At 34.1% G+C, this 3937-nt stretch carries 3 protein-coding genes, 3 pseudogenes and 1 other annotated feature; of the genes and pseudogenes, 2 read left to right on the top strand and 4 right to left on the bottom strand.

Annotated elements, in window-relative coordinates; translation table 11 throughout:
* Positions 1–160: 160 nt before the first annotated feature.
* Positions 161–310 (bottom strand): annotated as a pseudogene (locus CBG25_RS21510) (hypothetical protein); the annotation flags it as partial.
* A 25-nt stretch (positions 311–335) separates the two neighbouring features.
* Positions 336–463, bottom strand: a sequence feature (Thr leader region).
* Positions 402–470 carry a thr operon leader peptide gene (locus CBG25_RS21505; protein ID WP_366212794.1) on the bottom strand — a complete coding sequence of 23 codons (69 nt, stop codon included), beginning with the start codon at positions 468–470 and terminating at the stop codon, positions 402–404. It overlaps the preceding feature by 62 nt.
* A 646-nt stretch (positions 471–1116) precedes the next feature.
* On the opposite strand from CBG25_RS21505, the gene arcA reads away from it, so the two are divergent.
* Positions 1117–1833, top strand: coding sequence for a two-component system response regulator ArcA (gene arcA, locus CBG25_RS15545; RefSeq protein ID WP_290607788.1), 717 nt, complete (start codon positions 1117–1119; stop codon positions 1831–1833).
* A 53-nt stretch (positions 1834–1886) separates the two neighbouring features.
* Here the strand turns inward: arcA and creA are convergent.
* Positions 1887–2356 (bottom strand): annotated as a pseudogene (creA, locus tag CBG25_RS15540) (protein CreA).
* Positions 2357–2523: 167 nt separating this feature from the next.
* Here creA and robA point away from each other — a divergent pair.
* Positions 2524–3429 carry an MDR efflux pump AcrAB transcriptional activator RobA gene (robA, locus tag CBG25_RS15535; RefSeq protein ID WP_290607787.1) on the top strand — a complete coding sequence of 302 codons (906 nt, stop codon included), beginning with the start codon at positions 2524–2526 and terminating at the stop codon, positions 3427–3429.
* 93 nt (positions 3430–3522) lie between these two features.
* Here the strand turns inward: robA and CBG25_RS15530 are convergent.
* Positions 3523–3711, bottom strand: a pseudogene (locus CBG25_RS15530) (phosphoglycerate mutase); the annotation flags it as partial.
* Positions 3712–3937: the final 226 nt, after the last annotated feature.

The following is a 3937-nucleotide window of genomic DNA, read 5'->3' as shown; positions in this document are numbered from 1 at the left end:
TCAATTCTTCGACTGATAATCCAATGATTGCTTTACATAAACGATTATCTCGTAACAGCCGCTCTTTGTTGATCATTTCAAACCTTTATTCTCTAAGTTAAACCTCTTTTTATTCTCAATAGCGTGACAAAAAATGCAAGTCTCTATTCAGCAACTAGTTTATAGCAACAAGATAATCCGTGATCCTCGCTGGTGCCGACAAAACTAAAGCCACCGGCCCTTGTGTAAATTTATCCGCGACTATATTAGCAACGTTGAGCATTTTATTATCATTAGCAACCGACGTTCCACCAAATTTGAGCACACGCACTGGTTTTTTTCCTCCTGAAATTGCGTTAAAAAAAACCCGCATCATTTGCTTGGATGCGGGCTTTATGTTCGATTTTGATTTTAGTTATGCGTCAGCCCGCCCCATAACCAATGGTTACGGTAGTGTTAATAATGGTGGTATTGAAGCTGGTCTTACGCATCACTGTCCTAAGTTTCTATTAAAAAATATTTAGCTATATACTGGTTAAAACAATTTTAATGCAAAGTCAAATAATTTGTTCTTTAATTACTAAAACTAATTAAACATATTCATTTCTTTGTTAAGTAACTATTACCAATAGAATACATTTCACTTTAAGCAGATAAAAAAACAAACATAACCGAATAAATGAGAATTTTTATCTATTTACAATCAGCAACGCTTGTATGTTAACAGATAAATAATAATATGAAGCTTGGCGTTTATATTTTTCATATAAATTACATTAGTGCCTATTTTAATTTAAATACAATATTTTATGACACAAAAAATTATATAATTTAAGTAATAATCTTTATAATAGCTTTATTTCGATTTTGACGTGTATCAACAAAAGTCATTTTTTTAGGTGGTAAATAGCCTTTTAGCTGTTATATTGCTGTTAACATAAAATGAGAAAAGAATTGTTTAGTAAATTTCTTTTAGGTTCGGCATAATTGTTTTTTTGTTACAAAAAAATTATATGAACTTTAATGATATTCGCTAAGCTTTCATTAGTATTATAAAACGAAATTAGAGAAAGCATGCTCTTGAAACATTAGTGTGTAAATCTGGTAATTTATATTGTAGAGAGTTAGGTAGCACATATGCAAACCCCACATATTTTGATTGTTGAAGACGAGATTGTCACACGCAATACCTTAAAAAGCATTTTCGAAGCAGAAGGCTATATTGTACATGAAGCTACTGATGGAGCCGAAATGCACAATATTTTATCTGATAATGATATTAACCTGGTCATTATGGATATTAATTTGCCAGGCAAAAATGGTCTGCTACTTGCGCGCGAATTACGTGAGCAAGCTCATGTTGCGCTGATGTTTCTTACTGGGCGTGATAATGAAGTTGATAAGATATTAGGATTAGAAATTGGGGCTGATGATTATATAACTAAGCCTTTCAACCCTCGCGAATTAACAATTCGTGCCCGAAATTTACTTTCGCGCACAATGAATCTTTGCCAAATCAGTGGTGAACGCCGCCAGGTAGAAAGTTATAAATTTAATGGCTGGGAACTGGATATTAACAGTCGCTCTTTAGTCAGCCCGATTGGTGATCAATATAAATTACCACGTAGTGAATTCAGAGCTATGTTACATTTTTGTGAAAATACAGGCAAAATTCAAACACGTGCAGAACTATTGAAAAAAATGACCGGACGTGAATTAAAACCCCACGATAGAACTGTTGATGTGACTATCCGCCGTATTCGTAAACACTTTGAATCGATAGTTGATACACCAGAAATTATTGCCACCATCCATGGTGAAGGTTATCGCTTCTGTGGTGATATTGAAGAATAAATATAACATATTAAACCCCTTTAATTTAGGTGTTGGGGGGGTTAATAAATATATTAATGCCATGGCATAATTGGCACAGCACTAATAGCATTTTTAGGCGATCCATCAATTATTTTGTCTGAATAAGTTAAATAAGTGCATTCCGTTGTTTATCGTAGAAACGTACTACTTGTAGTTTTTTGAAAATCAACGAAGTACGTTTTTGAAAAACAACTTGCCCCTTTTTATTATTTAATTTAATTTTGTCATCTATAATTATTGGCCCAACCTGTTGACAAGAAATTGCCGAATCAGCAGTATCTTCTGCCAGGCAGAGACCTCCTTTAATACCGCCTGTTTTTGCTCGACTCAGATAACAAGTTATATTATTAATATCCGGATCGTCAAATGCTTCAATAACAATTTTATTATCAGGACCAAAAAGTTTAAATACCGTATCAACAGAACCGATTTCTTCTGCTAATATTGAATTTGGTAGAAAAAATATTATTAAAATAGATAGTAATTTTGATAAATTTCGCATGATATCAATTTTCCTTAATAACACTCGTTAAATAATAAAATTATTTTTACATTATTAATATCCATAAAGATAATAAAATAGCTATATAAAGCAATTTAGTATTAAATGGACGTTTATTATAAAGTCTTTATACTATTTATAGGTGATTATTTAAACCAGGTACTTCTATGGATCAAAGCAATATTATCCGCGATTTACTGTATTGGATAGACACACATCTAGATCAACCGCTATTTCTCGATAACGTCGCAGCTAAAGCTGGTTATTCAAAATGGCATTTACAGCGGATGTTTAAAAACATTACTCAGCAAGCTATTGGCTCTTATATCCGTGCTCGCCGGCTTTCCCGTGCGGCTGTTGCTCTTAGGCTAACTAGTCGGCCAATTCTTGATATTGCACTGCAATACCGTTTTGATTCACAGCAAACCTTTACTCGTGCGTTTAAAAAACAATTTGGCATTACACCAGCTCTCTATCGTCGCAGTGAACAATGGTGTGCTACAGGTATGCAACCACCAATCACTCTAGAAAAACAAAAATTACCTAATGTATCCTTTGTCACACTACCACCGAAACATTTAATGGGAATAGAACAAACTTGCTCATATATATTAGAAAAATGGTCTACTGCCTGCGCTGAAATGCGCCAACATTTCTGGCAACATTATCAAGAGAAAACAAAAATTATACCTAATGAAGTTTATGGATTATATCGTGTCGTGCATAGCTCAGAAAAGGATGATGAACAAACGGTTTCATATATCACTGCAGTCGAACCGCAATATGCTGATAATGAAAATAATTTATACCATTCAGTTATCATCGAAGGCGGTGATTATGCCCGCTTTACTTTTGACGGAAAACCAACAAAAAGTGATCTACAACAGTTTTTATATATGATTTATGGTGTTTATATGCCTAATCTCAATCTAACCCGTCGCGCTGGACACGATATAGAACATTATCAGCTGAAAGATCCTAATAATCCTGAATGTAACTACAATAATCCAGAAAACCATATGGTCTCATTTGATTATTTTGTGCCGATTAAAAGAACGTCTTCCACCAGCTAAAACGAATTGATTATAATAGTGACTCCCTAATCAAATCCAAGGGAATATTTCCCTTGGCAAAATTATTCTTACATTATTTAATTATTAGTATAGTTAAATTTGCTGTTCATCTAACGCTGGCTCAACTAAATGAGAGATATCCCCTGCGGTTTCTACTACCCAGCCATTGGCCAACCAAGGCGTTTCCTGAAAATCTACCTTTGAAATAGAGCAGTTACGTAAACCTAAACGCCTTTCAGCGTAAGTCGGCACACCCAGTATGCGATTAAGTAGTGCTCCTAACCCTATCGCCAATTCCCAAACGAAATGCAACAAAAAACTAGTTGCTGAATAGAGACTTGCATTTTTTGTCACGCTATTGAGAATAAAAAGAGGTTTAACTTAGAGAATAAAGGTTTGAAATGATCAACAAAGAGCGGCTGTTACGAGATAATCGTTTATGTAAAGCAATCATTGGATTATCAGTCGAAGAATTGAAAAATTTAGCCGCTGAATTTTCAGCTTGTTA

The sequence above is a fragment of the Arsenophonus sp. ENCA genome, assembly GCF_002287155.1.
Classification (GTDB): Bacteria; Pseudomonadota; Gammaproteobacteria; order Enterobacterales; family Enterobacteriaceae; genus Arsenophonus; species Arsenophonus nilaparvatae.
This window is presented reverse-complemented; position numbering and strand designations above follow the sequence as displayed.

Bases quoted from the DNA above. Each gene is read 5' to 3' on its own strand.
- arcA (WP_290607788.1), top strand. From the start codon at position 1,117: ATGCAAACCCCACATATTTTGATTGTTGAAGACGAGATTGTCACACGC.
- robA (WP_290607787.1), top strand. From the start codon at position 2,524: ATGGATCAAAGCAATATTATCCGCGATTTACTGTATTGGATAGACACA.